Annotated in this window: 29 protein-coding genes; 16 read left to right on the forward strand and 13 right to left on the reverse strand. The window is 61.4% G+C overall.

Translation table 11 applies throughout. The features are described from left to right. Nucleotides 1-2: 2 nt before the first annotated feature. Both ACM64M_RS02900 and ACM64M_RS02905 read right to left on the reverse strand, forming a co-directional pair. Entirely contained in the window at nucleotides 3-1,142 is a 1,140-nt protein-coding gene (locus tag ACM64M_RS02900; protein WP_416227128.1) for a M14-type cytosolic carboxypeptidase, read from the reverse strand. A 2-nt stretch (nucleotides 1,143-1,144) separates the two neighbouring features. Further along, nucleotides 1,145-1,786, reverse strand: a complete 642-nt coding sequence (locus ACM64M_RS02905; protein WP_416227129.1) for a hypothetical protein — start codon at nucleotides 1,784-1,786, stop codon at nucleotides 1,145-1,147. Nucleotides 1,787-1,899: 113 nt separating this feature from the next. On the opposite strand from ACM64M_RS02905, the gene galE reads away from it, so the two are divergent. The 3 genes from galE (at nucleotide 1,900) to ACM64M_RS02920 (ending at nucleotide 3,851) form a co-directional block, all read left to right on the forward strand. After that, on the forward strand, nucleotides 1,900-2,931 hold the full coding sequence (gene galE, locus ACM64M_RS02910) for a UDP-glucose 4-epimerase GalE (RefSeq protein ID WP_416227130.1): 1,032 nt from the start codon (nucleotides 1,900-1,902) through the stop codon (nucleotides 2,929-2,931). 89 nt (nucleotides 2,932-3,020) lie between these two features. Further along, a complete protein-coding gene (ykgO, locus tag ACM64M_RS02915; RefSeq protein ID WP_007165381.1) occupies nucleotides 3,021-3,146 on the forward strand; it encodes a type B 50S ribosomal protein L36 in 126 nt (41 codons plus the stop codon). A gap of 99 nt (nucleotides 3,147-3,245) precedes the next feature. Next, on the forward strand, nucleotides 3,246-3,851 hold the full coding sequence (locus tag ACM64M_RS02920; RefSeq protein WP_416227131.1) for an HAD family hydrolase: 606 nt from the start codon (nucleotides 3,246-3,248) through the stop codon (nucleotides 3,849-3,851). A 128-nt stretch (nucleotides 3,852-3,979) separates the two neighbouring features. Here ACM64M_RS02920 and ACM64M_RS02925 read toward each other — a convergent pair whose 3' ends face one another. Next, a complete protein-coding gene (locus ACM64M_RS02925) occupies nucleotides 3,980-4,321 on the reverse strand; it encodes a CC_3452 family protein (protein WP_416227132.1) in 342 nt (113 codons plus the stop codon). Between the two features lie 226 nt (nucleotides 4,322-4,547). On the opposite strand from ACM64M_RS02925, the gene ACM64M_RS02930 reads away from it, so the two are divergent. Both ACM64M_RS02930 and recQ read left to right on the forward strand, forming a co-directional pair. Further along, entirely contained in the window at nucleotides 4,548-5,102 is a 555-nt protein-coding gene (locus tag ACM64M_RS02930; protein ID WP_416227133.1) for a winged helix-turn-helix transcriptional regulator, read from the forward strand. A gap of 70 nt (nucleotides 5,103-5,172) precedes the next feature. Further along, complete coding sequence (recQ, locus tag ACM64M_RS02935; protein WP_416227134.1) at nucleotides 5,173-7,014, forward strand: DNA helicase RecQ; 1,842 nt, start codon at nucleotides 5,173-5,175, stop codon at nucleotides 7,012-7,014. Nucleotides 7,015-7,032: 18 nt separating this feature from the next. Here the strand turns inward: recQ and ACM64M_RS02940 are convergent, their stop codons facing one another. After that, the gene (locus tag ACM64M_RS02940; protein ID WP_416227135.1) at nucleotides 7,033-8,529 is read right to left on the reverse strand and encodes a YifB family Mg chelatase-like AAA ATPase; all 1,497 of its coding nucleotides are present in this window, start codon (nucleotides 8,527-8,529) and stop codon (nucleotides 7,033-7,035) included. 174 nt (nucleotides 8,530-8,703) lie between these two features. Here ACM64M_RS02940 and ACM64M_RS02945 point away from each other — a divergent pair, with 174 nt between their 5' ends. The 6 genes from ACM64M_RS02945 to yihA all read left to right on the forward strand — a co-directional run bounded on the left by ACM64M_RS02945 (nucleotide 8,704) and on the right by yihA (nucleotide 13,265). Beyond that, nucleotides 8,704-9,732: a hypothetical protein gene (locus ACM64M_RS02945; RefSeq protein WP_416227136.1), complete on the forward strand. Its 1,029-nt coding sequence runs from the start codon at nucleotides 8,704-8,706 to the stop codon at nucleotides 9,730-9,732. 107 nt (nucleotides 9,733-9,839) lie between these two features. Continuing rightward, on the forward strand, nucleotides 9,840-9,974 hold the full coding sequence (rpmH, locus tag ACM64M_RS02950; protein ID WP_416227137.1) for a 50S ribosomal protein L34: 135 nt from the start codon (nucleotides 9,840-9,842) through the stop codon (nucleotides 9,972-9,974). Between the two features lie 126 nt (nucleotides 9,975-10,100). Beyond that, nucleotides 10,101-10,490, forward strand: coding sequence for a ribonuclease P protein component (rnpA, locus tag ACM64M_RS02955; RefSeq protein WP_416227138.1), 390 nt, complete (start codon nucleotides 10,101-10,103; stop codon nucleotides 10,488-10,490). Continuing rightward, complete coding sequence (yidD, locus tag ACM64M_RS02960; protein ID WP_416227139.1) at nucleotides 10,487-10,696, forward strand: membrane protein insertion efficiency factor YidD; 210 nt, start codon at nucleotides 10,487-10,489, stop codon at nucleotides 10,694-10,696. Before rnpA ends, yidD begins: the two co-directional genes overlap by 4 nt. 80 nt (nucleotides 10,697-10,776) lie before the next feature. Next, nucleotides 10,777-12,591 carry a membrane protein insertase YidC gene (gene yidC / locus ACM64M_RS02965; protein ID WP_416227140.1) on the forward strand — a complete coding sequence of 605 codons (1,815 nt, stop codon included), beginning with the start codon at nucleotides 10,777-10,779 and terminating at the stop codon, nucleotides 12,589-12,591. Next, complete coding sequence (gene yihA, locus ACM64M_RS02970) at nucleotides 12,588-13,265, forward strand: ribosome biogenesis GTP-binding protein YihA/YsxC (RefSeq protein ID WP_416227141.1); 678 nt, start codon at nucleotides 12,588-12,590, stop codon at nucleotides 13,263-13,265. Before yidC ends, yihA begins: the two co-directional genes overlap by 4 nt. Before the next feature lie 15 nt (nucleotides 13,266-13,280). Here yihA and ACM64M_RS02975 read toward each other — a convergent pair whose 3' ends face one another. Beyond that, on the reverse strand, nucleotides 13,281-14,312 hold the full coding sequence (locus ACM64M_RS02975) for a fatty acid desaturase (RefSeq protein WP_416227142.1): 1,032 nt from the start codon (nucleotides 14,310-14,312) through the stop codon (nucleotides 13,281-13,283). A 183-nt stretch (nucleotides 14,313-14,495) separates the two neighbouring features. Further along, nucleotides 14,496-14,915, reverse strand: a complete 420-nt coding sequence (locus ACM64M_RS02980) for a VOC family protein (protein ID WP_416227143.1) — start codon at nucleotides 14,913-14,915, stop codon at nucleotides 14,496-14,498. 144 nt (nucleotides 14,916-15,059) lie between these two features. Between ACM64M_RS02980 and ACM64M_RS02985 the strand changes: the two genes are divergently transcribed. Both ACM64M_RS02985 and ACM64M_RS02990 read left to right on the forward strand, forming a co-directional pair. Next, complete coding sequence (locus ACM64M_RS02985) at nucleotides 15,060-15,719, forward strand: glutathione S-transferase family protein (protein ID WP_416227144.1); 660 nt, start codon at nucleotides 15,060-15,062, stop codon at nucleotides 15,717-15,719. After that, on the forward strand, nucleotides 15,716-16,591 hold the full coding sequence (locus ACM64M_RS02990; RefSeq protein ID WP_416227145.1) for a S1/P1 nuclease: 876 nt from the start codon (nucleotides 15,716-15,718) through the stop codon (nucleotides 16,589-16,591). Before ACM64M_RS02985 ends, ACM64M_RS02990 begins: the two co-directional genes overlap by 4 nt. Here the strand turns inward: ACM64M_RS02990 and ACM64M_RS02995 are convergent. Then, nucleotides 16,588-17,028 carry a cupin domain-containing protein gene (locus ACM64M_RS02995; protein WP_416227146.1) on the reverse strand — a complete coding sequence of 147 codons (441 nt, stop codon included), beginning with the start codon at nucleotides 17,026-17,028 and terminating at the stop codon, nucleotides 16,588-16,590. The two genes, ACM64M_RS02990 and ACM64M_RS02995, sit on opposite strands and share 4 nt — an antisense overlap. Before the next feature lie 54 nt (nucleotides 17,029-17,082). Here ACM64M_RS02995 and dapE point away from each other — a divergent pair, with 54 nt between their 5' ends. Then, on the forward strand, nucleotides 17,083-18,249 hold the full coding sequence (dapE, locus tag ACM64M_RS03000; protein WP_416227147.1) for a succinyl-diaminopimelate desuccinylase: 1,167 nt from the start codon (nucleotides 17,083-17,085) through the stop codon (nucleotides 18,247-18,249). Beyond that, nucleotides 18,246-19,502, forward strand: a complete 1,257-nt coding sequence (locus ACM64M_RS03005; RefSeq protein WP_416227148.1) for a dicarboxylate/amino acid:cation symporter — start codon at nucleotides 18,246-18,248, stop codon at nucleotides 19,500-19,502. The genes dapE and ACM64M_RS03005 overlap by 4 nt, the downstream gene beginning before the upstream one ends. On the opposite strand, the gene ACM64M_RS03010 is transcribed toward ACM64M_RS03005, so the two are convergent. From ACM64M_RS03010 to dapB, 3 genes are read right to left on the reverse strand one after another with little or no spacing between them, the layout of a single operon-like run. Further along, nucleotides 19,499-20,041: a hypothetical protein gene (locus ACM64M_RS03010; RefSeq protein WP_416227149.1), complete on the reverse strand. Its 543-nt coding sequence runs from the start codon at nucleotides 20,039-20,041 to the stop codon at nucleotides 19,499-19,501. The genes ACM64M_RS03005 and ACM64M_RS03010 overlap by 4 nt on opposite strands. Further along, the gene (gene nth / locus ACM64M_RS03015) at nucleotides 20,041-20,691 is read right to left on the reverse strand and encodes an endonuclease III (RefSeq protein ID WP_416227150.1); all 651 of its coding nucleotides are present in this window, start codon (nucleotides 20,689-20,691) and stop codon (nucleotides 20,041-20,043) included. Before nth ends, ACM64M_RS03010 begins: the two co-directional genes overlap by 1 nt. A gap of 10 nt (nucleotides 20,692-20,701) precedes the next feature. Further along, the gene (gene dapB, locus ACM64M_RS03020; RefSeq protein ID WP_416227151.1) at nucleotides 20,702-21,430 is read right to left on the reverse strand and encodes a 4-hydroxy-tetrahydrodipicolinate reductase; all 729 of its coding nucleotides are present in this window, start codon (nucleotides 21,428-21,430) and stop codon (nucleotides 20,702-20,704) included. Nucleotides 21,431-21,466: 36 nt separating this feature from the next. On the opposite strand from dapB, the gene ACM64M_RS03025 reads away from it, so the two are divergent. Further along, nucleotides 21,467-22,168: an NAD-dependent deacylase gene (locus ACM64M_RS03025; RefSeq protein ID WP_416227152.1), complete on the forward strand. Its 702-nt coding sequence runs from the start codon at nucleotides 21,467-21,469 to the stop codon at nucleotides 22,166-22,168. A gap of 237 nt (nucleotides 22,169-22,405) precedes the next feature. On the opposite strand, the gene ACM64M_RS03030 is transcribed toward ACM64M_RS03025, so the two are convergent. From ACM64M_RS03030 to dnaA, 3 genes are all read right to left on the reverse strand, one after another. After that, complete coding sequence (locus ACM64M_RS03030; protein WP_416227153.1) at nucleotides 22,406-23,173, reverse strand: HesA/MoeB/ThiF family protein; 768 nt, start codon at nucleotides 23,171-23,173, stop codon at nucleotides 22,406-22,408. Continuing rightward, nucleotides 23,170-23,601 carry a DUF983 domain-containing protein gene (locus tag ACM64M_RS03035; RefSeq protein WP_416227154.1) on the reverse strand — a complete coding sequence of 144 codons (432 nt, stop codon included), beginning with the start codon at nucleotides 23,599-23,601 and terminating at the stop codon, nucleotides 23,170-23,172. The genes ACM64M_RS03030 and ACM64M_RS03035 overlap by 4 nt, the downstream gene beginning before the upstream one ends. A gap of 107 nt (nucleotides 23,602-23,708) precedes the next feature. Continuing rightward, the gene (gene dnaA / locus ACM64M_RS03040; protein ID WP_416227155.1) at nucleotides 23,709-25,169 is read right to left on the reverse strand and encodes a chromosomal replication initiator protein DnaA; all 1,461 of its coding nucleotides are present in this window, start codon (nucleotides 25,167-25,169) and stop codon (nucleotides 23,709-23,711) included. Nucleotides 25,170-25,511 lie beyond the last annotated feature (342 nt).

Here is a 25,511-nt window from a genome sequence, read left to right on the forward strand (position 1 = left end):
GCTTATGCCTCTGGACCGTCCAGCCATTCAACCAGCGCCGCCAGACAATCTCGCGCCAGCAGCTTGCAGCGCTCCGGCGACCAGCCCTGTTCTGGCTCAGGAAAATCGGCAAGGTCCTTATAGGGCATCTCCAACGTCATCGCGCAGGCACCGTAACGCTCCGCGACCAGATTGGTGCTGATGCCCAGATTGGCCTTGCCCGCTGGAGATTTGGGATAGCCCTGCTTGGTCTGGAAATCAGGTGTGCGCCGGTCGAGGATGCGCTGATAGCGATAGAACTTTTCGCCATGCTCATCAGTCCAGCTGGGGATGCCTTCATATCCGGCCAGAAACACCGCCGGGATCGCCTCATCACCGTGAACATCCATTGCGTAATCGACCCCGGTTTCGTCCATCCTGGCGCGGATGGCGAGTACTTCAGGGGATTTTTCGGCGCTTGGGCCGTTCCATTCGCGGTTGAGATTGGTGCCGACCGCATTGGTGCGGATATGCCCGCGCCGCGATCCATCGGGGTTGCAATTGGGCACGATATGCAGGCGGCAGCGCTGACGCAGCGCGCGCGCCACCGGGTCGCTGGGATCGGTCAGACATTCGAGCGCGCCTTCCATCCACCATTCGGCCTGCGTTTCGCCGGGATGCTGCCGGGCATATAGCCAGACCTGCGTGTCGCCTTCGCCCATTTCGAGAAGATCGAGCGGCTGGCCGTCGAGTGTCGTGCCCAGCCGCACCAGATCCACGCCCTCGCAAGCCGCGGCCTCGGCCACCAGATCATGATGCCGTTCCATTGAATAGGGAGCAAAATAGGCGAACCAGCAGAGGTTGGAAGCAGGTGAGTAGCGGATGGTGAGTGTGCCGTTTTCTTCGCCCTTGTCAAAGCTGCTGGCAGCGCGCGCCCAATATTCGCGGTCTTCCGATACACAGGCGTCATAACCGGGCCAGCCGCCAGGATAGGCGGTAGCGTTAAGCCCGGTGATTTTCAGCTCGATTTCTTCGCCCACCTCGGCGGTCACGCGGAAATGAAACCACTGGGAAAATTCGGAATTGTGGTCTTTCGGGATTGCCAGTCGCGCGCTGCGCCCGGAGATCGACAGCACTTCGATATTGCCGCTGTCGAATGCGGCGTCGATGGCGATTTGGGTCATGATTATTCCTGAAGCTGGTCTACGTCGATGCTGACGGTTTCGCCATTGCCACCGGGAAAGTCCTTGAACAAGGCGGCGGCCAGTGTGCGGGCGCTTGCGTCCACATCGGCATAGGGGGAACGGAGCGAAACCGGTTGCTGCGCGCGGCCTTCCCAAAGGGTTTCGCCCCCCACAAGGCTGATACGCACCGCAAGGTCGGTGAGCACGGTGGGGCCGTTCTGCCCGCCGCCCAGATTGATGCCAATGCCCAGCCCCACACCGCTGCCATAGCTGCCAGTGCTGCCGCCGACCCCTACGCTGACCGGGCCGCGCGAACCTTCGGAGGCCAGCGGATTGCGGCTGGTGCGCACCGTGGCAAGCTGAGCGGCCGCTGCTGATCCATCAAGCACAACAGTATAGCCAAGCGCTGAAAGCTCATCCGCTATCGCCGCAGCAAAGGCATTGCGTGCGGTCTGGTTTTGCATTTCCTCTGGAAAGTCGAGCGTGATCGTGCCCTGGCCCAGCATTTCGCCCAGCGCCGCCGGGCGCTCTGCCACGAACCGGGTCACCTCGACCGGGCCGGTGTAACTGCCTGCGCAAGCGGACAAGGATGCCGCGCCAATTGCAAAGGCGGCGGCGCGGGTCAGATGGGCGGCTATGGACATAGGGATGATCCTCTCATGGCCAGCTTATACCCGCCCGATGGTTCTGTGCAAAACTGCGATGCGGGGGCGGCGGCTTCACTCTTTTTCAGGGGAATGCTGATATGCGCCGCGCCATGACTGAGAACTTGAAAGCGGCTGAAAGCTTCAAACCTTCTGTCCTTGTCACTGGCGGGGCTGGTTATATCGGCAGCCATGCGGTGCTGGCGCTGCGCGATGCCGGATGGCCGGTTGCGGTGATCGACAATCTGACTACCGGATTTCGCTTTGCCGTGCCCGACGATGTGCCGCTTTACGAAGGCGATATCGAGGATGCGGCGTTGCTGGCGCGAATCTTTGCCGAACAAGATACGCGCGCGGTCATGCATTTTGCCGGGTCGATCGTGGTCCCCGAAAGCGTTGCCGACCCGCTCAAATATTACCACAACAACACCGCCAAGAGCCGCGCTTTGATCGCGGCGGCGGTGACCGCAGGGGTGCCGCATTTCATCTTTTCCTCGACCGCTGCGACATACGGCCTGCCCGAGGTTTCTCCGGTTAGCGAGGACACGCCGCAGCGCCCGATTAATCCCTATGGCTGGTCAAAACTCATGACCGAACAGATGCTGGGCGACACGGCGGCGGCGCATCCGATGAATTATTGCGCGCTGCGATATTTCAACGTCGCGGGTGCTGATCCGCTGGCGCGCACCGGCCAATCGACTGCCGGGGCGACACATCTGATAAAGGTCTCTGTGGAGGCCGCGCTCGGTATGCGCGATTTTGTCAGCATCTTTGGTACCGATTACGCCACGCCCGACGGGACCGGGGTGCGCGATTACATCCATGTCAGCGATCTGGCGGCCGCGCATGTGCTGGCGCTGGAGGCGCTGATTGCGCAGCCGGCGCGATCAATGACCATGAATTGCGGCTATGGGCGCGGGTTTTCCGTGCGCGAAGTGCTCGATGCGGTGGACCGGGTGACCAATATGACAATCGACCGCCGGATCGAGGCGCGGCGGGCGGGCGATCCCGATTCGCTGATTTGCGATTCCTCGCGCATCCGCTCGGTCCTGCCGTGGCAGCCGCGACACGATGATCTCGACACGATTATCGCCCATGCGCTGACATGGGAGAGGAAACTGGCGCAGATAAGGGGAAATGGTTGACGTCAGCCGATTCGCCGCGTAGGCGCGCGGCTTGAAATTGCGGCATCGGACACACGCTCCGGTGCCTATTTTATTCTCAGGAACCTGACATGAAGATCCGCAACAGCCTTAAGTCGCTGAAAAACCGCCACCGCGATTGCCGCGTGATTCGCCGTCGCGGGCGCACCTATGTCATCAACAAGACCAACCGCCGGTTCAAAGCCCGCCAGGGTTGATCAGCTGATTGGCCGGTCGCTCGCAAGAGCGATCGATGAAACGCAGCGGCCCGCCTCCAAACAGGAGCGCGGGCCGCAGCCGTTTGAGGAGTGCATGACGTGCAAAAGGCGGTGGTTTTCGATGTCGGCCGGGTGCTGTTTCACTGGCAGCTGAGCGCGCTGTTTGAGAAAATCATTGACGATGCACAGGAACTCGATTGGTTCCTGACCCATGTCGTCACCGAAGAATGGCATTTTCAGCATGATCGCGGTGCGCCTCTGGCCGACATGCTGCCCGCGCGTATCGCGCAATATCCAGATCAGGCGCTCAGGATCGCAGCCTATGCGGCGCGGTTCAATGAAACGGTGCCGGGGCCGGTCGAAGGGGTGCATGAAATCGTCCGGCAATTGCATGATCGCGGGGTGCCGCTTTTCTGCCTGACCAATTTCGGTGAGGAATTGTTTGTCCAGTTTCGCCGGGAGCACGCGATTTTCGATCTGTTCGATGACATCATCGTGTCCGGGGCAGAACGCGTCGCCAAGCCTGATCCGAGTATCTATGCCATCACCGAAGCGCGCAGCGGCAGGCCGGGCGGTGCGCTGTTCTTTACCGATGATAATCCCGCCAATATTTCCGCCGCGCGCGCGCGCGGGTGGGACGCGCATCTGTTTTCCGATGCGCAGACGTTGCAGGGGCAATTGCGCGCTTCGGGCTATCTTCCATAAAAACACCCCCGGTCGCAGCGTTGGGGAACGGGCTGCGCCGGGGGTGATAAGCCTCGCCCGCGTGGAGAGATGCAGGCGAGTGGATGGGGCAGGCGGCTGGGGAAATCGGGATCCCGCCTGCCGTCAGGTCAATTGCCGTTGCAACGCGCCAGATCTTCTTCGGTCAGCGCTTCGCCATTGGCTATGAAGCTGGTGACTTCGCCAAATTCACGAGCCAGACCGCGGCAGATGCGCGAAGGGCGCGACGAGCCTTTATTGGCGACGCAGGTTGTGTCCTGACACGCCCAGGCAACGCCGCCTGCGACCGCACGGTCGTCGGCGGCGGGCTGGGCCAGAGTGGCCGTGTAATAAGCACCGCTTTGCGCGGCGAGCGGAGTGGTGGAGGTCGCAACACCAAAGCTTAGCCCGGTGTAAACCAAGGCAAGTGCAAGAACGGTGAAACGGCCAGTGCGGGGAAGGGAGAGGGTCATCACATTGGTCCTTGATTGAAAGATCATGGGGTAGCTTGTTTTCTTGTCTGCAAAGTTTCATGTCGAAATCAGTTGCGAATCACTACCTATGCGATTAGGTTTTAAGTTGCAACCAAAAACTGAAATTATTTTTGCAGGATGGGTTCCGCCTTGGCGCGCAAGAAATTCAGGCTGATTTTGCGATTGACGCATAAGGCGCTAAATAGGTTGCAGAGAAGGGACTGATATGGGCGGAATTAGAGAACCACTGCGCGAATTGATCGAATGCGGCCTGCCGCAAGCGCTTGAGGTGATGGGTGAACGCTGGTCATTTATGATCCTGCGGGCAAGCTTCAACGGGCTCAAACATTTTGAGGAATTCCTGAGCGAGCTTGGCATTGCCCGCAATATCCTGTCCAACCGGCTGGCCAAGCTGGTCGATCACGGCATTTTGAAACGCGAACCTTGCGCCGATGATCGCCGCAAGATCGAATACCGCCTCACCGAAAAAGGTTTTGATCTGCTGCCCGCCATGATCTCGCTGCGTCAGTGGGGACAGAAATATGGCTCCGAATTCGTATCGGAGGATCCGGTTCTGGTCGATGAATTCGATCGCCTGCCGATTGGTCCGGTTTCGATCCTGTCGCATAATGGCCGGATACTTGGTCACACTGATCTGCATATGGTACGCCGCGCCGATGTCGGGCGGCGTGCCGACGGGACTGTGGCAAAGCCTGCTGGCGCCCTCGCCAAGGGTGACGTCGTGGATATAGAAGCGGTGAAGCGGGCCGCTGCATCGTAAGTAGGTCGCCGCCGGACCCGCCCCACACTGGTTTACACTCACCGCTCAACCCGCAGGGACAGGTTCAAACATGATTGCCGCGTCCCGAACGCAAGGCTCGCACCCTGAACTGCTCGAAGTGCTGCGCGCGACTTTCGGTTTTTCCGGGTTTCGCGGACAACAGGAAGCGGTCGTCACCCGCATCCTTGCCGGCGAACATACGCTGGCGCTGATGCCGACCGGGGCGGGCAAATCGCTGTGTTATCAGCTTCCCGCAGTGGCGCGGCCGGGCACGGCGGTCGTCGTTTCGCCGCTGATCGCGCTGATGCACGATCAGATTCGCGCCGCCGCCGCGCTGGGCATCCGTGCCGCCTCAATGACATCGGCGGATAGCGACAATGCCGAAACCGCTCAGCGGCTGCGCGCAGGCGAGCTTGATCTGCTGTATGTTGCGCCCGAACGCGCGACGACGGCGGGTTTCCAATCGCTGATCGCCGCTGCCGATATCTCGCTGTTTGCGATTGATGAAGCGCATTGCGTTTCCGATCTGGGGCATGATTTCCGTCCCGACTACCGGCAATTGCGCGGTTTGCTCGACCGGTTCGCGGATGTTCCAAGGCTGGCGCTGACCGCGACAGCGGATAAGGCGACCCGGCTCGATATTCTGGAGCAACTGGGCATTCCGCGCGCTGGATTGATCCTGGCGGGGTTTGACCGGCCCAATATCCACTATGCGATTTCCCCGCGCAATTCGCTGAACCAGCAATTGAAGGATTTTCTCGAATCCACACCGGGTGCCGGGATCGTCTATGCGCAAAGCCGCAAGGCTACCGAAGACATTGCCCAGAAACTCGCCGCTACCGGCAGGCCAACCGGGGCGTATCACGCCGGGCTTTCGCCGCCGGAGCGTGCCGCCACACAGGCCCGGTTTCTTTCATCCGAAGACATGGTGATGGTCGCCACAATCGCGTTCGGCATGGGTATCGACAAACCCGACGTGCGCTTTGTCGCGCATGCCGGGCTGCCCAAGTCGATCGAGGCGTTCTATCAGGAAACAGGCCGCGCAGGCCGAGACGGCGAACCGGCCAAGGCGCAATTGTTCTGGGGCGCGAGCGACCTTGCGCGGGCGCAGCTATGGCTGGCCGAAATGCCCGAAGAGCGCGCGCAAAGCGAACGCGCGCGGCTGAATGCGCTGGTGGGACTGGTCGAGGCACCGACCTGTCGCCGCGCAATCTTGTTGCGGCATTTCGGCGAAGACCCGCCGCCAGCCTGCGGCAATTGCGACAATTGCCTGAACCCGCCCGACGTGCTCGACGCGACCGAGATTGCGCAGAAATTGCTCAGTGCGATCTACCGCACTGGGCAAAGCTTCGGCATCGGCCATATCGAGAAAGTGCTGCTGGGCCGCACGGATGACCGGGTGAGCCAGCGCGGCCACGATGCCTTGTCGGTCTTCGGGATCTTGGGCGCGCAGGATGCGCCGTTGCTACGCCCGGTGATGCGCAGCCTGATGGCGCATGAAATGTTGATGACCAATGCGCATGGGGGGCTCGCGCTGGGCCCCAATGCGCGCGCGCTCCTGCGCGGCGATGCGGCGCTGACGATTGCCCAGCCACCGGAAAAGCCGGCCCGGCGCAGGCGCGGCGCGCGCGGCGCAGCGGGCGAAGGCAAGGCCCATGGTCAGGGTGCCAATCCGGTTCCCAACCCCGCCGGTGATCCTTTGTTCGAAGCGCTGCGGGAAAAGCGCAAGCGGCTGGCCAGCGAACACAGCGTGCCCGCCTACATCATCTTTCACGACAGCGTGCTGCGCGCCATGGCCAGCGAACGTCCCCACACACTTGCGCAAATGGGCGAGATACAGGGTGTGGGCGAGAAAAAACTCGACACTTGGGGCGATGAATTCCTGAACGCGATCCGCGAATTTGAATCGTAACCCGCCGCTTCTGCGCGCTTACCGCCGCCCGACCATCTGCCGATAGGATAGCGCTTCGGCAATGTGCGCGCGCCCGATCTGATCTGCGCCAGCAAGGTCCGCAATGGTCCGCGCCACCCGCAGCATCCGTGTATAGCCGCGTGCCGACAGCCGCAGCTTTTCCGCCGCCCGCATCAGCAATTCGCGGCCCCCATCGTCGGGCGAGGCGTGGGCTTCCAGCCGCTCGCCCTCCAGTTCAGCATTGGATCGCACCCCGCGCTGCGCCGCCTTTGCACGGGCGGCGGCGACCCGGCGCGCAACTTCCTCGCTGCCTTCTGCGGGCGGGGGCAGGGTGAGGTCGACCGCGCTGACCGCGGCAACTTCGACGTGGCAATCGATCCGGTCGAGCAGCGGCCCGGACAACCGCGACTGATACTCGCTCGCGCAGCGCGGGCCGCGCGCGCAGACGTGTCCCGGCTCGCCCGCATGGCCGCAGCGGCACGGGTTCATCGCCGCGATCAACTGCACCCGCGCGGGAAATCGCACATGCGCATTGGCCCGCGCCACATCGACTTGCCCGGTTTCGAGCGGTTGGCGCAGAGAATCGAGCACCGCGCGCTGAAATTCGGGCAATTCGTCAAGGAACAGCACCCCCAGATGCGCGAGACTGACCTCGCCCGGGCGCACTTTCAACCCGCCGCCAGTCAGCGCCGCCATGCTCGCCGAATGGTGCGGCGCGCGAAACGGGCGGGCGCGGCTGATCCGGCCTGCGGTGAGCACCCCTGCAACCGATTGCACCATCGACACCTCAAGCGCCTCTGCCGGGGTAAGTTCGGGCAGGATACCCGGCAGGCAGCTTGCCAGCAGGCTCTTGCCCGATCCCGGCGGTCCCATCATCAACAGATTGTGACCGCCCGCCGCCGCGATTTCGAGCGCGCGCTTGGCGGTTTCCTGTCCCTTTACCTGTTTGAGGTCGGTAACATGCGGCGCATCCTCGATATCGCCGCGCAAAGGTTCGGGCAGCACCTGCGAGCCCTTGAGATGCGCGAGCAGACTGCCGAGATCGCGCGGAGCCAGAACCGGCACGCCGCTGGCCCACTTTGCCTCCGATCCCTGTTCGGCGGGACAGATCAATCCGCATTGCTGCGCGCTGGCATGCAGCGCGGCGATCAGCACGCCGGGGGATGCGACCACCCGGCCATCCAGCGACAATTCACCCACCGCGATCCAGTCGCCCAATTGTTCCGCATCGGTGACCCCCATCGCCGCCAGCAGCGCCAGCGCAATCGGCAGATCGTAATGCGATCCGTCCTTGGGTAGATCGGCGGGCGACAAATTAACCGTGATGCGTTTGGGCGGCAGCGCCAGCCCCATTGCGGCCAGCGCGGCCTGCACCCGTTCGCGGCTTTCGCTTACCGCCTTATCTGCCAGCCCAACGACCGAAAAGCGCGGCAGGCCGGGCGCGACCTGGCATTGCACTTCGACCTGGCGCGCTTCGAGCCCCAGATAGGCGACGGTTCGAACCAGCGCGACCAAGCTGCAAATCCCCCGAAGTGATAAACGCGGCAATTTGCCGCCGGGGCCGTTAATGCAGGGTAATCAAGGGACTGTCGAGAGCCCAGACCAAGCGGCGCAGACGATTAAAGTAAAGAACTCAGCAAGCATAGACCTTGGCAATTCCTGAAGGTCGCCTCCGATAGTCATTCGGCTATGAAACGAATTGCCGCATTTTTTGCCGTATTGCAGATGGTCATGCTGGGTAGCCCGGCGCTCGCCCGGGATGCAGCCGAAAGCGGCTATGGCACAATGCGCACCATCACCACCGAAAGCTGGATCGAGGAATGGGACCCGTCCACCGGCAGCTGGGTAAGGATTGCCGATAGCGCCGCCGCCGCCATTCCTGCCTCTGCCGATATGCCGACAATCACGGTGACCCTGGTAAACGGGGAGGCGGCCTTGGACACGCGCGCGCAAGCGCGTTCTGCTGCGCGCTACACCATGCCCGCTGCTCCGCGCCGGGACACCGGAATTCTGGCGCAATACGGCCCCTTTGTCGTGACCGGACCGACCAGCGCAGCGATGATGGGATCGACCGACAGCGCTTCTCCGGCACAATTTGACGCGATGCTGCGCGATTTTCCGGGGCTTGCGGTGCTCGACATGGTCGAAGCCCCCGGCACCCGCAACGACATTGCCAATCTGGCGCTGGGCCGCCGGATACGCGCCGCCGGGATTGCCACGCATGTCCCCGCAGGCGGATCAGTGCGGTCGGGTGCGGTTGAATTGTTTCTGGCAGGGGCCCGGCGCACCATCGCCGACGGCGCGCAATTTGCAGTGCATTCCTGGCTCGACAATCATGGACGCGAAGCGGAAGATTTTGCCGCCGACCACCCCGCGCATCGGCTCTATCTCGATTATTACGTCGAAATGGGCATGAGCGAGGCGCGCGCGCGGGAATTCTACGCCATAACCAATTCTGTGCCCCACGCCAGCGCCCGGTGGCTGGCGGCGAGCGATATGCGCGCTTGGCTGGGCCCTGTTCCAGCGCCGCGAATCATGGCGCTGCAGATGGTTCGAACTCCCGCCGTAACGCTCGCACAGGTGGAGCGCGAAGCGGCTGCGCAACCGTCAGTTCGCGCTGCCACGCCCGGACCGACGCTGGTTTACGGCGATTGGGATGCGATCAAACTGGCGGTCGCGGACGTCTCGCGCCTTGACTCGCCTTCCGCTTTCCCATAGTGGCGCGCGCCTGATCTGGCTGTTTGTTCGAACGGCCAAACCATGGTCGCCGCCGCCAAAGCCGATGAGGCCGTAGCGCGCAGCACCACATTGTATTCGAGGATGATATGAAGCGGACTTTTCAGCCCAGCAATCTTGTGCGTGCCCGTCGGCACGGTTTCTTTGCCCGTAAGAAAACGCCGGGCGGCCGCAAGGTTCTGCGCGCACGTCGCAGCCGCGGCCGCAAGAAACTCTGCGCGTGAGGTGATTTCGCACGCCGCTCGGCGTGCGATGTCCTCGCTCATGCGATCTGAAGATCGCGGCGCTGTGGGCGGACTGCCGCCCTTGCGGGCTCCCTTTGGGGCCCCGTTTGCGTTATCTGCGAGCTTATGATTTCGGTCCTCACCAAACGTAGCGATTTCGTTGCGGCGAATTCGGGTTTGCGCAATGCCCGCGAGGGTTTCGTGCTGCTCACCCGGCCCAATGGCGGGCAGGGCACGCGCTATGGGATCACGGTCACCAAGAAGATTGGCAATGCGGTGGTGCGCAACCGGATGAAGCGGCGATTTCGAGAACTGCTGCGCGCGGCTTTGCCCGAGCATGGCCTGCCCGATCACGATCACGTGCTGATCGGCAGGCACGGCGGGATCGAACGCGATTTTCAGGATATGGCCAAGGAACTGGACAAGGCGCTGGTCCGCGCTGCCGAGGGCAAGGGCGATGCGGGACGTGGTCGCCGCCCCAATCGCGGCAATCGCGGACAACGGGCCGTCCGTTGAAGCACATTCTCATCTTCATCGCGCGCCTGTGGCAATGGGGTCCGTCACTGATTTTGCCGCCCACCTGCCGTTATTCCCCATCGTGCAGCCAGTATGCGATTGAGGCGCTCGGCAAATATGGCGCTCTCAAGGGTGGATGGCTGGCGGTAAAGCGTATAGGGCGCTGCCATCCATGGGGTGGGCACGGCCATGATCCAGTTCCCTGAAAGGGGCTGGACCGGGACGCTGTCATACCCATATAACACACTCAACATATCCCTTAAACAGGGCACATTAGGGCATAATCTTGGACAACCAGCGCAATCTCCTGCTCGCCGTCGTGCTATCCGGCCTGCTTATCCTCGGTTGGGATTTCGGGATGCGGTATTTTTATCCGCAGACCGAGCTCCCCGCGTCCAGCGATTCTGTGGCAGCGGCAGGCGCGGCATCTGACCCAGCAGCGGGCACTTCGGTCGTCCCCTCAGACGGTGATGCTCCTGTTGCTGGCGCCACGCAGCCTGCTGAGGTCGCCGAAGCTCCAGCGGGTCCGATCGACCTGTCCGCCGCGCTCGCCGATCCAAACCGTGTGGTGATCGACGCGCCGCGCGTCGCCGGTTCGATCAACCTCGTGGGCGCGCGGATTGATGACATCGTGCTCAAGGATTACCGTGAGAGCGTCGACAAGGACAGCGGCCCGGTCCGCCTGTTCGCGCCCGAACGCACCGAAGAACAGCATTTTGCTGAATTCGGTTTCAAATCAGGTGGGCAAATCCTGTCTGACGGCACAATCTGGCAAGCCGATGGCGAGCGCCTTACTCCGCAGGCACCGATCACGTTGACGCGCAGCGACGCCAGCGGCGTAAGCTATTCAGTGCGCTTGTCGATCGATGATCAGTTCATGATTACAGCCGTGCAGTCCGCGCAGAACCGTTCAGAAAACGCAGCAATCGTTGAACCTTTTGCCTTTATCAAACGGACCAGCACCACCGCGACCCTTGACCAATTTATCGCTCATGCCGGGCCGCTTGGTGTGTTTGACGGCACCTTATGGGATCCGCATTCCTACGCCGAACTCGCAGAGCTTGGCAGCGAAACTCCTGCGGGAGTGCCGAGCTGGTTGGGTTTTACCGACAATTACTGGGCTTCGGCGCTAATCAAGGGCGAGGGGCAAAGCGGCACGGTTGGATTCGAATCGCTTGGCGACAACCTGTTTCGGGCGGTCTTGCGATATGAGGCGCAAACGATTCCTGCTGGCGGCACGATTACCGAAACGACCCGCCTGTTTGTTGGGGCCAAGGAAAGCGTTGTCCTCGACCGATATGAGGAAAGCGGGATCACCTATTTCGGCAAACTCATCAGCTGGGGCTGGTTCGAATGGTTCGAAAAGCCGCTGCTGTGGTTGCTGCGCACGCTCAACGGTTTGGTGGGCAATTTCGGTGTCGCCATCATCCTGCTGACGGTCATCATTCGCGGCGTGATGTTCCCGATCGCGCAGAAACAGTTTTCGTCGATGGCGCAGATGAAAGCCGTCCAGCCCAAGATGAAGGCGATCCAGGAACGGTATAAGGACGACAAAGCGCAGCAGCAGCAAGAGATCATGAAGCTGTACAAGGATGAGAAGGTCAATCCGCTGGCGGGATGCCTGCCGCTGATAATCCAGATTCCGATCTTTTTTGCGCTCTACAAAGTGCTGATCCTTGCCATCGAAATGCGGCACGAACCCTTCATCGAATTCTGGATCAAGGATCTGAGCGCACCAGACCCTGCAAAAATCCTCAATCTGTTCGGCCTGATACCTTATGACGTGCCCAGTTTCCTTGGCATCGGTGTGCTGGCAATCCTGCTTGGGGTGACGATGTGGGCGACGTTCAAACTGAACCCGACCGCGATGGATCCCGTGCAGCAACAGGTGTTCAGCATCATGCCGTGGATCCTGATGTTCGTGATGGCACCGTTTGCCGCTGGCCTGCTGATATACTGGGTCACATCGAACCTGCTGACGCTGGCGCAGCAAAGCTATCTTTATTCCAAGCACCCGCAATTGCGCGCGGCGGCGGATAAGGAAAAAGCCGAATTGGCGCGCAAGGCGGAGCGCGAGAAGGCCGAAAAGAGTCAAGCGTGACACCTGAACAAGAGCGCGAACAGCAACACCGCGAAGACGCTGCCTCGCGCCTGTTTTCAGGGCGGGTCGATTTTCTGTTGTCCGCGCCGCAGTTGAAATTCCTGCCCGATCCCGGCGTGCCCGAAATCGCGTTTTGCGGACGCAGCAATGTTGGCAAAAGCTCGCTGCTCAACGCGCTGACCGGGCGGCGGGCAATCGCGCGTGCATCGGTGACGCCGGGCCGAACGCAGGAGCTCAATTTCTTTGAAGTGGGTGAGCCCACGCAGTTCAGGCTGGTCGATATGCCCGGATACGGGTTTGCCAAGGCTCCGGTAAAAGTGGTCGAGCGATGGAAAGGGCTGGTTAAGTCCTATTTGCGCGGACGGCAGGTGCTGGCGCGCAATCTGGTGCTGGTCGACAGCCGACACGGGCTGAAAGAGGTCGACCGCGAGATGATGCGGATGCTCGATGAAGCCGCCGTGGGTTTCCGTATCGTGCTGACCAAGACCGACAAGATCAAAGCATCGGAGCTGGACCGGGTGGCCGCCAAGACTGCCGAAGAGGCCAAGAAACACGTCGCCGCCTATCCCGAAATCCACCTGACCAGCGCGGAAAAAGGGAAGGGGATCGACGCCTTGCGCGCCGCGGTTGTGGCCGATGCGCTGGGCGAAAATGCCCCGTGGAACCATCGCTAGTTTTAGCGTTAGCGCTTACCTTGCGGCGCGCGCCGCTTCGCCAAATGACACGAGCCGCGCCGCGTCTTCATCCCATAGCGCCAGCACCATCGTGCGCGCCGCCTGAGGCAGGGTCAGCCGATTGACCTGTTCCAGCTCCGGATGCGCTTTCATCACGGCGGGCAGCCGATAAAACGGGATGCGGCTGGCCAGATGGTGGACATGGTGGATGCCGATGTTGCCGGTGAACCAGCGCAGCGGAGCAGGCAGCATCAGATAGGAACTGCCGCCCAGCGCCGCTTCGTGAAAGGTCCAGCCGGGCTTGTACTGCCAATAGGCCTGTTCAAACTGGTGCTGCACATAGAACAGCCAGACGCCAAGCGATGCTGCGGTCAGCAGCACCGGCACAAACACCAGCGCCGTAACCAGCGGGCCGAAAATGACCCCGATCACGCCAAGCACGGCGGCGCTCACGGCATTGGTCGCCATCACGCTGCCCCAGAAATTCGCGCCCTTGTCCGACAGGCCCGTGGGCCAGCGGTGGCGCAGCAGAAACAGATAGGCCGGGCCCAGCCCTAGCAGCACCGCCGGGTGACGATAGAGGCGATACAGCGCCCGATCTTTCCACCCCAGCGCAGCAAATTCGCGCACCGTCAGCGTATCGACATCGCCAAACCCGCGCGCGTCCAAATTTCCGGTGTTGGCGTGGTGCAGCGTATGCGAGCGTTTCCAGCTATCATATGGGGTCAGCGTCAGCACGCTGATCGCGCGGCCCAGCCAGTTGTTCGCCGACTTCTGCGAAAAATAGGAACCGTGGCTGCAATCGTGCTGAATGATGAACAGCCGCAACAGGAACAATCCGGCCAACGGGGTCGCCAGCAGCGCCGCGTAATAGCCTGCATCTACGGCGAACAGCAGCGCGGTAAACAGCGCCGCGAACGGGGCGAAGGTGACTGCGGTTTCCCAGATGCTGCGCGTCAGATCCGGCGAGGTGAACCGGTTAAGCTGGCGCGCAAGCACGCGCGGATTGAGCCCAGGGTCATCCGGGACCGGTTGGGCTGAAGACAATGAAGGAATTTCGGCTGGCTTTACTATGGAAGCAAGTTGGCTATGCGGCACACGCACCTCTTTAAGGATGGCCTCATCAAGGCAAGGAAACGAAACCAGCCTATTGCCGGAAAAAGACATTTTTGTGCAGCTATCTGATAAAGCTTGCATTTCGCAAGGCTGTTGAATGAATTTATTGCCGATTCAAGCAGCAAACAATTGGGCGGGGTCGGCAAAGGCCTTGAATTCCAGCGCATTGCCAGACGGATCGCGCAGAAACATCGTCGCCTGTTCGCCGGGCTTGCCCTTAAACCGCACGGTCGGCGCGATGACGAAATCGGTGCCCGCCTGCTCCAGCCGGTCGGCAAGTGCGCGCCAATCTTCGAGTGACATCACCAGCCCGAAATGCGGCACCGGCACACCGTGGCCATCGACATGATTGCTCATCCGGTCGCCAGCCTTTCCCGGTGCTAGGTGGGTGACGATCTGATGGCCGTGAAAATCGAAATCGATCCATTCATCGCTGCTGCGACCCTCTGGACAGCCAAGCAGGCCTCCGTAAAAACTGCGGGCGGCGGCCAGATCATCGACGGGAAATGCGAGGTGAAACGGTGCAAGTGTCATGTGCGTGACCATAGCAGCACGCGGGCGGCGCGCATCACTTAATTCCGCCCCGTGTCAGTCCCCGCAAGTGTCACGGTTCAGCATCGACAGCTCAGGGATGAACGCTTACAGCGCGACAAGACGCAAGGTGGAGCGCAGAATCGCATGAAGCTGATCATCGGCAACAAGAACTACTCAAGCTGGTCGCTGCGCGGCTGGCTGGCCATGAAGCAATCGGGGCTAAGCTTTGAAGAGATCACCGTGCCGATGCTGGGCGAACAATGGGAAAGGCGCAAGCAAACCGGCGACTTTCAGCCATCGTCAGGCAAGGTGCCGATCCTGTGGGACGGCGACAATGTGATCTGGGACAGTCTGGCGATCCTCGAACATCTGGCCGACAAGGTTGGACGTGAACGGTTCTGGCCCAAGGATGAGGCCGCGCGCGGCATGGCGCGTTCGATGGTGGCGGAAATGCACTCCGGCTATGGCTCGCTGCGCAGCGAAATGCCGATGAATGTGCGTCGCCGGATCCAGCTTCAGGATGTGTCGGATCAGACCAAGAGCGAGGTTGTCCGCATCCTTCAGCTGTGGGCAGAGGCGCGCGCGCGCCATGGGAGCGCCGGACCGTTCCTGTTCGGCACCTTTGGCGCGGCAGACATCTTCTACGCCCCCGTCGTGTCGCGCTTCATGACCTATGGCATCGGCGTTCCCGGCTTTGCGCAAGGCTATATGCAGGCAATCTGGGAACATGCATGGATGGAGCAATGGATCGGCGCATCAGAGGATGAGGAATGGGTGATCGAGCAATATGAGAGCGTGGGATGAGACATCTGCTTCTGGCCCTATGCGCTTTCGCCTTGCTGGTGCCTGCACCTGCCAGCGCCTGGGGCTTTTACGCGCATCGCAAAACCGCTGATATTGCCGAAACCAACGTCTCACCCGAGGCGCGCGCAAAGATCCGCCGGTTGATGCGGTCAGAGGCGCTGCTCGGCACGCCCGAATGCCCGCTGGCCACCATACAGGACGCCAGCGTCTGGCCCGATTGCATCCGCCGCAGCTTCTGGCGCTGGGGCTACACCGCCGCATGGCATTACCGCACCGCGCCGATTTGCGAGACGTTCAACCCTCGCGCCAATTGCTCTGGCGGCAATTGCGTCACCGCGCAGATCGAGCGCGCGCACCGGGTGCTGGCCGATGAAAGCCTGCCCGATCACGTGCGCTTGGAAGCGCTCGCCTTCATGGTCCATTTTGCAGGTGACGTGCACATGCCGCTCCATTCGGGCGACAAGGAAGATCGTGGCGGCAATGACCGGGAGGCGGATTACGGCATCGTGCCGGGGCTCAACCTGCACTGGATTTGGGATGGCCCGCTGGCCGAACGCGCAATCAGCGATCCGGCTGACCCGGTGGTGCGCCGCTACACCGCTGCGGAGCGAGCTGAACTGGGCGGCGGGATGGCTGCTGATTGGGGCCGCGAAAGCTGGGAGATCAGCCGCAGTTTTGTCTATCCCACAGCCTTCGACACCGAAAGCGTGTGCGAAGCCGACCTGCCAATGAAGACCGCGCTGACGCAGGACGACATCACGCGCGGAGTGCCGATTGCCAAACGGCGCGTTCAGCAGGCAGGCGTCCGCATCGCCGAACTGCTCGAAAGCGCCTTTGCCCCCGGCCCATTGGTGTTGCCCGAGCGGGATTAGGGAATGCGCCGCGTTTCATATCTGGTCCCGTCCTTGCGCGCATATCCCTCTGCGTCAAAGATCATGTCGATATCGGGATATTCTCCGCAATCCGCTTCCCGGGTACCCGCGCTAACCGCGATGAAAACGCATGGCGTTAACCCGCGATTGTGCAGACGGTGGCCGTTCTCGTCACCTGCCGGGAAGATCAATACGTCTCCGGGGTGCACTTGCGTCTCGCCGGCATCGTCTAACAGCACCGCTTCGCCTTCGAGCATGACGACCAGCTCGTCTTGCCCCCTGTGCCAGTGTCGCTGCGATGAGAAGGCACCCGGTGCCAGCGTCACGTGGGTGGCCCCCATGTGTTCCAGCCCCGCCGCCGGAGCCAGCCGCCGATACCAGCGCCCTTCGACATCAGCGTCAAAAGGGGGCGGATACCCGGTCACGTTGGTTTGCACGATGGCAGACAAATCAAGTTTGGGCGCGGGCACACTCCTGCTAAGCAGGCCGGAATGACCGAAGCGTTCGAACTTGCCAAGCGCCTGATTGCCGTGCCCAGCGTTACCCCTGCGACTGGCGCGGTGTTTGACGAGATGGAGGCGATGCTGCGCCCGCTGGGTTTTGGCATCCACCGGTTCCGGCGCGGGCAGGGCGAGGACGGCAGCGACGAAGCCCCGGTCGAAAACCTGTTCGCCATCCGCTATGGGCCAGAAGGAAGCAACCATTTTGCATTTGCCGGGCACCTGGACGTGGTGCCGCCGGGAGAGGGCTGGGATAGCGATCCCTTCGTGCCAACGATGCGCGGCGAACTGCTCCACGGGCGCGGGGCGGTGGACATGAAAAGCGCGATTGCCTGCATGGTCGCTGCCGCCGCGAATGTGCCGCAGGCCGCGGGCACGATCAGCTTTATCATCACCGGCGACGAAGAAGGGCCCGCACTCCACGGCACGCGCGCGATCATCGATCATATGGAGGCCGATGGCATCTGCCCGGACCTGTGCCTTGTCGGAGAGCCTACCAGCGTTCACCGCTTGGGTGACATGATGAAAATCGGACGGCGCGGATCGGTCAACATCTGGCTCAGCGTCGAAGGCACGCAAGGCCACGTCGCCTATCCGCACCTCGCCGACAATCCGATCCCTAAACTGGTGGCGATGTTGGCGGAGCTGGATGCGCTGGCGCTCGACACGGGCACCGCCTGGTTCCAGCCATCGAACCTTGAAATCACCGAAATCGAGGTTGGTAACAAGGCGCACAATGTCATCCCGGCAGCAGCAAAGGCGCGCATTTCGATCCGCTTCAACGATCTGCATTCGGGCGCGGGCCTGTCGCAGCTGGTGGCGGCGATCGCCGAAAAGCACGGCGGACACGCGCTGCCGATCATTTCGGGCGAGCCGTTTCTGACCGCGCCGGGCGCTTTTTCAAACATGCTGGCCGCTGCAATCCAAGCCGAAACCGGCCTCAAACCCGAACAATCGACGACCGGCGGCACGTCCGATGCGCGCTTCCTGCGCAGCGTTTGCCCGGTGATTGAGTTTGGTTTGTGCAACGCAACCATGCATAAACGCGACGAAGCAGTGGCCATAGCCGACCTGGATGTGCTTACTCGCATCTACACACGCGCGGCGCTCGGGGCGCTGACGCTCAAAACAGAACAAGAAGGGGCGCAGTCCGCATGAAAACCTGGTTTGCAATTCCGCTGTGGCAGCGGGTTATCGCGGCGCTGATCCTTGGCATTATTGCCGGTTACCTGTGGGGGCCGGGTGCGGAGAGCATCAAGATTGTGGGCGACATATTCATCGCCTTCATCAAGATGCTGGTGGTGCCGCTGATCTTCTTCAGCCTTGTCGCGGGCGTTGCCAGCATCGGGGACTTGCGCAAGCTGGGCAGCGTGGGCTGGCGCGCATTGCTGCTGTTCGTGGTGACCGGACAGATGGCGGTGTGGCTGGGTCTGGGCATTGGCACGTTCTTTTCACCCGGTTCGGGTCTTGACGCTTCGTCGATGCAGCTTGACGCCGCCGCGCTCGAACGCGCGCAGGAGCGGCAGCAAGACGGGGTCACGATCCAGCAGATGATCCTCGAAATGGTGCCGTCCAGCCCGGTGCAGGTGATGGCGGACGTCAACGTCTTGCCGCTGATCATCTTCTCGCTGCTGATTGGGATCGGCATTCTGATGGCCAAGGAAGAGGGCGAGCCGGTGCTCACAATCTTCGAGAGCGGCAGCGTCGTGATGCAAAAAGTCACGATGGTGGTGATGGAGCTGACCCCGTTTGGCGTTTTCGCGCTGATGGCGTGGGTGGCGGGTACGCTGGGGCTGGAGGCGTTGCAGGCGCTCGGCATACTGGTGGCGCTCAACTATTTCGGCTGCTTCTTGATCATCGGGCTGATCTATGCCGGGATGATCAAATTTCTGGCCAAGCTGCCGGTGGTGGATTTCTTCCGCGGGATCGTGGACGCGATGGCGGTCAGTTATTCCACCGCCAGTTCAAACGCGACGCTGCCCGTCACCCTGCGCTGCGCAAGGCGCAACCTCGGCGTGTCGAACTCGGTCGCGAGCTTCGTCATTTCGCTGGGCGCGACGATCAACATGAACGGCACCGCGATGTATTTGGGCCTTGCGACGCTGTTCGGTGCACAGGTGTTTGGCGTGGACCTGTCATGGGGCGATTATGTGATGATCTCGGTGCTCGGAACGCTCGGCGCGATTGGCGCGGCGGGCATTCCGGGGGCGGGGCTGATCATGATGGTGCTGGTGTTCGGCGCGGTCGGCGTGCCTTTGGAGACGATTGCTTTGGTGGCCGGGATCGACCGGATCATGGACATGATGCGCACCACCACCAATGTGAGCGGCGATGCGGCTGTGGCGGTGACGGTGGCGAGCATGACGGGCGAACTGGATACGGCGGAGCTGATCTCGGCGGATGATGTTTAGGCTTCTGCCGAGAAGAAGCCTTCTTGGTCGACAAGGGCCATAAAGAACACATGGGCGGCCTGCGCCCATCTAAATGCGTCGCTGAATAATTCGACTGATAAAACCTCCATGGCCAAATTTCCCGGCGGACCTTCATTCTCGAAAGGTAAGAAAACGAGACGAGAACTATCGGACGCCCGAACGCCAACCAACCTAGAATGGGCGATACGTTTCCGATAGAACGCTTTGTCGGGATAATCCGCTGCAATTTTCTGAATTTCTGAAGCAGTGTCGTTCTTGCCTTCATCAAAAAGTGCCTTGGCGGCTTTCTTCAGTTTTTCAGCAATTTCCTTTCGCCCGTAGCGATTAGCCCCCTCACTAGGATCCAAACCCTTTATTGAGGACAGGTAAAAGGCAGTTGCCATATCAAGACTCGCCCAGATAAGAATGACGTCCAGGAGTACATTCCGGACCTCTTGTGGGACCTCGCGTGTCAGATCGCCGGATAAGATTTTTGCCACTTCCTGGTTGGGCAAACTTGCCGACTTGTTGTTAACCATCACCGCCCCCTCGGCCTCTCCAGCACCTTCTTCCGGAAACTGCACAAATCGACCACCGGACACCGCCAACATTCTGGCGTCCGTGCCTTGCAGACATAGCGTCCATGCAGGATCAGCCAGTGGTGCGCGTGTAGCCGGAACGGCTGGGGCACGCGCTTTTCCAGCTTCGCCTCGACCTGCTCGGGCGTCTTGCCCTTCGCCATGCCGGTGCGGTTGCCGACGCGCAGGATGTGGGTGTCGACCGCGAAAGTCTCCTGCCCGAACCAGCAATTGAGCACCACATTCGCCGTCTTGCGACCCACTCCGGGTAGCTGCACGAGGTCCTCGCGCGTGCCAGGCACCTCTCCGCCATAATCGTCCACCAGCAGCTGCGAGAGCGCGATCACGTTCTTCGCCTTGGAATTGAACAGGCCGATCGTTTTGATGTGCTCCACCAATCCCTCCAGCCCCAGATCGACCATCTGCTGCGGCGTCTTCACCTTCGCAAACAACCCCCGGGTCGCCTTGTTCACCCCCACATCGGTCGCCTGCGCCGACAGTGCCACCGCGACGACAAGCTGATAGGCATTGCCATATTCCAGCTCGGTCTCGGGCTCGGGATTGTCCTCCGCAAGGCGACGGAAGAATTCGAAGATCTGATCCTTTGTCATGCCTTTGCGATCACAATCCCAACACGTCTTTCATCGAATAACGCCCCGCTGGTCTGCCAATCAGCCATGCCGCCCCACGAACCGCACCACGCGCAAAGATCATCCGGTCTTCGGCGGAATGCGACAGGGTGATGCGTTCCTGCTCTCCGGCGAAGATGACGCTGTGCTCGCCCGCCACCGTTCCGCCGCGCAGCGTCGCAAAGCCAATGTGGCCTTCCCCGCGCGGCCCGGTGTATCCGTGCCGACCGCTTTCCATATTGTCCGACAGCTCGATCCCCCGCGCCTCAGCCGCTGCCTCGCCCAGCAATTTGGCCGTGCCCGAAGGCGCATCAACCTTGGCACGGTGGTGCATCTCCAGCACTTCAATGTCCCAATCATTGCCCAGCCGCGCCGCCGCCTCACGCACCAGATGCGCCAGAAGATTCACGCCCAGCGAAGTGTTGCCCGTTTGCAGGACGGGCACTGATTTTGCAGCCTCATCCAGCATCACGAAATGTTCGGGCTCCAGTCCCGTGGTGCCCACCAGTATAGGGATGCCAGCCACCTTGGCCGCGCCAAGATTGGCCTTAAGCGCTTCGGGAGCGGAAAAATCGACGATCACATCACAGCCGCCAACCAGCGGTCCCGGATTGCCGCCCACATCCACCCCGACGCAAAGGCTATGGCCAGCCTCATCGATAGCCTGCGAAAGCGCGCGGCCCATCCGGCCCTTGTGTCCGATGACGGCAAACTGTGCCATTGATCTTTTAGCCCCTGACATGGTTGAACAGCTTTCATGACAGAGTTTGAACGCATCGTCATCCTTACCGGCGCGGGCATTTCCGCCGAGAGTGGGATCGACACTTTCCGCAGCGCAGGGGGCCTATGGGAACAGCACCGGGTGGAGGATGTCGCCACGCCCGAAGGCTTCGCCCGCAACCCCGATCTGGTGCTCGGCTTCTACGATGCCCGGCGAGAGGCGCTGGCGAATGCCGCGCCAAATCCGGCGCATCTGGCGCTGGCGCGGCTGGAGCGGGAGTTTTCGGGCGATCTGCTGCTGGTCACGCAGAATGTCGATGATCTGCACGAACGCGGCGGGTCGGCACGCGTGCTGCACATGCACGGCGAGTTGAAGAGCGCGCTCTGCCAGTCGTGCGAGACGCGCAGCCGGTGGGAACGGACCATGCTGGACCGCCCGCCATGCCCGGTCTGCCGCGCGCCGACCCTGCGCCCTGACGTCGTGTGGTTCGGCGAGATGCCGTACCAAATGGGCCGGATCACCCGCGCGCTGGAGGCCTGCGACCTGTTCGTCAGCATCGGCACCAGCGGCGCGGTCTACCCGGCGGCGGGTTTCGTGCAGGAGGCGAGGGCGAACGGCGCAGCAACGCTGGAGTTAAATCTGGAACCGAGCGAGGGTAGCCACTTCTTTTCAGAATCGCGCCACGGGGCGGCGGGGCAATTGGTGCCCGAATGGGTGGATGAAGTGCTGCGCGGTTGAATCGCCAAAACCCAGCGAAACTGCTTGACACATGTGACAGGGTGTCAAGCGGGTTTTTCGGAGTAAAATATATATATTTCAATAATTAACGCCGATTCCGACTGCTTGACACTTTTCCAACAGAAAGTGGTTTTGAAAGGGGTATGCGGACAATTTCAAAGAGCAGCCTCTGGGTTGCCATGTTGGCTGCGTGTAGGAAAGCGGAATACTGATTGGCTTGCTTGGGGGCAGGGGCTTTCAGAGCCCGCATCCCCGGCAAGCCGGATCCTTCGCAATCGTCAGCGTGCGCATGCCCGGCGACATTCCGTCGAGGATGTGCAGCTTCCCCCACATCGGCTGCCCGAACCGGCTGACGCCTTCGAGCAATACCCGCACGGCTTGCATGGCGGCAAAGCTGCCGGTCCATCCGGCCATTGCGCCCAGCATGCCGTCTTCGGCGCAGGTGTCGCAATCCTCGGCGTCAAACGCATCGCCGACGAAGCAGCGATAGCACGCCTCACCCGGCAAATGCCCTGCGAACGCACCGACCTGCCCCTGAAACCTACCCACGGCGGCGGACAGCAACGGCACGCCGGCCTGCACGCAGGCATCGGAGACGGCGAGACGGGTGGCGAAATTGTCGGTCCCGTCCAGCACCAGATCGCAGCCCTCGATCAGGTTTGGCGCGTTGCCGGACTTGATGCGACTGTCGCTCAGGCTGACCTCCAGCACTTCATCGAAATTGGCGAGCCAGCGGCGGGCGCTGGTCGCCTTGCCGTGGCCGACATCGCGCTGTGTGAAAATCGTCTGGCGTTGCAGATTGCTGGCATCGACCACATCGTCATCGACCAGTGTAAAGCGCCCGATCCCAGCCGCGGCCAGATATTGCAGCGCGGGCGAACCGATCCCGCCAAGGCCGATCAGCGCGACATGCCGTCCCGCCAGCGCGACCTGACCCGCGCCGCCGACCTCGGGCAGCACAATATGCCGCGCGAATCGGTCAAGCCGTGCAGGGGTCAGCGTCATGGCCCGTCGGGTGCCTCAATCGCGTGGCGTTCTTTCACAAAGGCGCCGATGCCGTGCCACCACAGAAACGCGATCACGCCGCCTTTGACCGGTCCCAGCATCGCGATCAGCATGATGATGGCCACCGGCAGGATGATCGCCAAGGTCAGCCAAGCGGACATTCCGAATGTGCCGATCATCGCAATCACCACCGGGGCGAGCAGGTGGCCGACCACGAAAATGCCGATATAGGCGGGAAAATCGTCCGCCTGCTGGACCGACCAATCTTGCCCGCAATGCGCGCAAGTGTCGACCGGTTTGAGCCATTGGCGGAACAGCGGCGCAGCGTCGCAGCGCGGGCATTTACCCCGCCCGCCGCGCAGGAAAGCGCCAAACACTCCGTCTGGCAGGTTGATCGAATGGGTGGGAAGCGGCGCGGAAAGGTTCATGAATAGCCTGTTGGCAGGCTGCGCACAGCTTGTGAATAGGCTGTCGACAGGGCTGTGCATTGCCCTGTCGATCAGTCTGTTCATTGCTTGCGGATATTATGTGCGAATTAACTTTCCAATTGTCGCAGCAAGCTGCGCACATCGCCGTCCATATCGGCGTCGCGGGTGCGCAGGTCTTCGATCAGGCGAACCGCGTGGATCACGGTCGAATGATCGCGCCCGCCGAACTTGCGCCCGATTTCGGGATAGCTGCGCGGGGTCAGCACCTTGGACAGATACATCGCCACCTGACGCGGACGGACCACGGCGCGCGCGCGGCGCTTGGATGACATTTCGCTGCGGTCGATGCGGTAGAACTGGCACACGGTGCGCTGAATCTCGTCGATGGTGATTCGGCGGCGATTGGCGCTGAGAATATCGGTGAGTTGTTCCTCGGCCAGTTGCAGCGACACTTCTTGACCCGTCAGCTGGGCATAGGCGATCAGCTTGTTCAGGCCGCCGACCAATTCGCGGATGTTGCGGGTGATGGTGCGGGCGAGAAATTCGATCACGTCCTCGGGCACGCTGAGCGGGGCAAAGCGCGACAGTTTCGAAACCAGAATTTTCTTGCGCAGTTCGATATCGGCGGCCTGAATATCGGCCACCAGACCCATCGACAGGCGGCTGAGCAGACGCGGTTCGACCCCGTCCAGCGCCTGCGGAGCGCGGTCAGCGGCAAACACCAGCCGCTTGCCTTCGGCCAGCAGCGCGTCGATCGTGTAGAGCAGCTCTTCCTGCGCCGATGCCTTGCCAATGATGAATTGAATGTCATCGACCAGCAGCAGGTCAAAGCTGCGCAGCCGCGCCTTGAATTCCATCATCTGGCCCGCTTTCAAAGCCTGCACGAATTCGATCATGAACCGTTCTGCCGAACAGTAGAAAATCCGTGCGCGCGGATGCGCCTGAAGGAAGGAGTGCCCGATGGCGTGGAGCAGGTGCGATTTGCCCTGACCGGTCGCGGCCTTGAGATAGAGCGGCGAGAATTGCGGCTGCTGGGTTGCGGCCATGCGCTGCGCGGCGTTGCACGCCAGCACATTGGCCTCTCCGGTGACAAAGGCGGCAAAGGTCTGCGAGGGGTCGAGCCCGACCGAACTGCTGAACCCGCCATCGCCAATCGTGCCCGCTGCGACTGCAATCGCGCTGGCGCCGTCATTGGCCGGGCGGCGGCCATCGCCCAGCCGCAGCTCGGGAAGCTGGCGGCGACCGGGGTGGACCTGAATGTTTACATTGCGCACGTCGCTGCGCACGATTTTCCACGCCAGTTGAAGCCGTTCGTGAAAGCGGTCCTTGACCCAATTGGCCGAGAATTCGGTGGGCAGGAACAGGTCGAGCGTGCCGTTTTCCTTGTTGATGCCGCCAACCTGGATCGGCTTGATCCACTGGCTGTGCAATTGATGACCCAGGTCTTTGCGCAGGCCCTGGCTGATATCTGCCCAATCGGCTGCGAGATTTACCGCTTCGGCATCTTCCATCAAATCATCGTCCGCATTCCGGCGCGCTGTCCGCGCCTTGTCAATTTTGTGCACCATTGCTTCCCCAATACTCTACTATCTCCGAAACTTACGTCCGGAGGAGCCATTTATCGCAACGAAAGGCAAATCTTCGCCATGCTTGCGAAACGGTGTTTCGCAAGGTTCCCCGTCGACTAATCTGTGTGACCCCCGGACTGTCCGGCCCCGGGTGAGAAGCGAATAAAGAACCGTTGGGCGATAAGCGCAAGCAGCGAATTGCAATAAAACTTAAATATTCTTGTTGACTCACCGCAACCCCGCAGGCGTCCGTTCAAGTCCCTGATTCAATGAAATATTGACCGTTCAGCGCATGCGAATCGCGGGGATTCCTAACATTTGCAGGTGCAATTCCGGTCACAA

Source organism: Qipengyuania sp. ASV99 (assembly GCF_047872805.1).
GTDB lineage: Bacteria > Pseudomonadota > Alphaproteobacteria > Sphingomonadales > Sphingomonadaceae > Erythrobacter.

What these genes read in the sequence shown, in the direction of transcription:
- ACM64M_RS02985 (WP_416227144.1), top strand. Translation starts at nt 15,060, where the DNA reads ATGAAGCTGATCATCGGCAACAAGAACTACTCAAGCTGGTCGCTGCGC.
- nth (WP_416227150.1), bottom strand. Translation starts at nt 20,691, where the DNA reads ATGACAAAGGATCAGATCTTCGAATTCTTCCGTCGCCTTGCGGAGGAC.
- ACM64M_RS02930 (WP_416227133.1), top strand. Translation starts at nt 4,548, where the DNA reads ATGGGCGGAATTAGAGAACCACTGCGCGAATTGATCGAATGCGGCCTG.
- rnpA (WP_416227138.1), top strand. Translation starts at nt 10,101, where the DNA reads ATGATTTCGGTCCTCACCAAACGTAGCGATTTCGTTGCGGCGAATTCG.
- ACM64M_RS03010 (WP_416227149.1), bottom strand. Translation starts at nt 20,041, where the DNA reads ATGGTTAACAACAAGTCGGCAAGTTTGCCCAACCAGGAAGTGGCAAAA.
- ACM64M_RS03025 (WP_416227152.1), top strand. Translation starts at nt 21,467, where the DNA reads ATGACAGAGTTTGAACGCATCGTCATCCTTACCGGCGCGGGCATTTCC.
- dapE (WP_416227147.1), top strand. Translation starts at nt 17,083, where the DNA reads ATGACCGAAGCGTTCGAACTTGCCAAGCGCCTGATTGCCGTGCCCAGC.
- dapB (WP_416227151.1), bottom strand. Translation starts at nt 21,430, where the DNA reads ATGGCACAGTTTGCCGTCATCGGACACAAGGGCCGGATGGGCCGCGCG.
- ACM64M_RS02945 (WP_416227136.1), top strand. Translation starts at nt 8,704, where the DNA reads ATGAAACGAATTGCCGCATTTTTTGCCGTATTGCAGATGGTCATGCTG.
- galE (WP_416227130.1), top strand. Translation starts at nt 1,900, where the DNA reads ATGACTGAGAACTTGAAAGCGGCTGAAAGCTTCAAACCTTCTGTCCTT.
- ACM64M_RS02900 (WP_416227128.1), bottom strand. Translation starts at nt 1,142, where the DNA reads ATGACCCAAATCGCCATCGACGCCGCATTCGACAGCGGCAATATCGAA.
- ACM64M_RS03005 (WP_416227148.1), top strand. Translation starts at nt 18,246, where the DNA reads ATGAAAACCTGGTTTGCAATTCCGCTGTGGCAGCGGGTTATCGCGGCG.
- dnaA (WP_416227155.1), bottom strand. Translation starts at nt 25,169, where the DNA reads ATGGTGCACAAAATTGACAAGGCGCGGACAGCGCGCCGGAATGCGGAC.
- ACM64M_RS02905 (WP_416227129.1), bottom strand. Translation starts at nt 1,786, where the DNA reads ATGTCCATAGCCGCCCATCTGACCCGCGCCGCCGCCTTTGCAATTGGC.
- ACM64M_RS03035 (WP_416227154.1), bottom strand. Translation starts at nt 23,601, where the DNA reads ATGAACCTTTCCGCGCCGCTTCCCACCCATTCGATCAACCTGCCAGAC.
- ACM64M_RS03030 (WP_416227153.1), bottom strand. Translation starts at nt 23,173, where the DNA reads ATGACGCTGACCCCTGCACGGCTTGACCGATTCGCGCGGCATATTGTG.
- ACM64M_RS02990 (WP_416227145.1), top strand. Translation starts at nt 15,716, where the DNA reads ATGAGACATCTGCTTCTGGCCCTATGCGCTTTCGCCTTGCTGGTGCCT.
- ykgO (WP_007165381.1), top strand. Translation starts at nt 3,021, where the DNA reads ATGAAGATCCGCAACAGCCTTAAGTCGCTGAAAAACCGCCACCGCGAT.
- rpmH (WP_416227137.1), top strand. Translation starts at nt 9,840, where the DNA reads ATGAAGCGGACTTTTCAGCCCAGCAATCTTGTGCGTGCCCGTCGGCAC.
- recQ (WP_416227134.1), top strand. Translation starts at nt 5,173, where the DNA reads ATGATTGCCGCGTCCCGAACGCAAGGCTCGCACCCTGAACTGCTCGAA.
- ACM64M_RS02980 (WP_416227143.1), bottom strand. Translation starts at nt 14,915, where the DNA reads ATGACACTTGCACCGTTTCACCTCGCATTTCCCGTCGATGATCTGGCC.
- ACM64M_RS02925 (WP_416227132.1), bottom strand. Translation starts at nt 4,321, where the DNA reads ATGACCCTCTCCCTTCCCCGCACTGGCCGTTTCACCGTTCTTGCACTT.